Here is a 291-nt window from a genome sequence, read left to right as displayed (position 1 = left end):
ACTGATACGGATGTATCGGTAGGTGTGACAGAAGGAGATGCTTTGTACTTCCTTGTAGATGCAAACGGAGAAAATAGTAGCGATGGGACCAAATGGGATCCGGTCATTACATATGGTGTTTCTAACGTTGCCTCCCAACAGTTCAGCTCTGTTCAGGGACATAGCAACTGGTATTACCAAGAATGGAATGGAAATAGTTACGTGAATATGGTGTGGGACAATCTGAATCAGTTTTGGCAGGGATCGCAGCCTTGGCTTGTGGTAGCGTCCAACTGGCAACACCCTTCCCCG

The 291-nt window shown here is 47.1% G+C and carries 1 protein-coding gene; it reads left to right on the top strand.

The features are described 5' to 3' along the window. A partial coding sequence (locus tag LRL21_RS45115) for a hypothetical protein (protein WP_240422242.1) occupies positions 1 to 291 on the top strand: 291 nt, incomplete at both ends.

This window comes from Paenibacillus periandrae, assembly GCF_022458865.1.
GTDB classification, from domain to species: Bacteria; Bacillota; Bacilli; order Paenibacillales; family NBRC-103111; genus Paenibacillus_S; species Paenibacillus_S periandrae.
The sequence above is the reverse complement of the archived record's forward strand: the minus strand, read 5'-3'. Positions and strand labels throughout refer to the sequence as shown.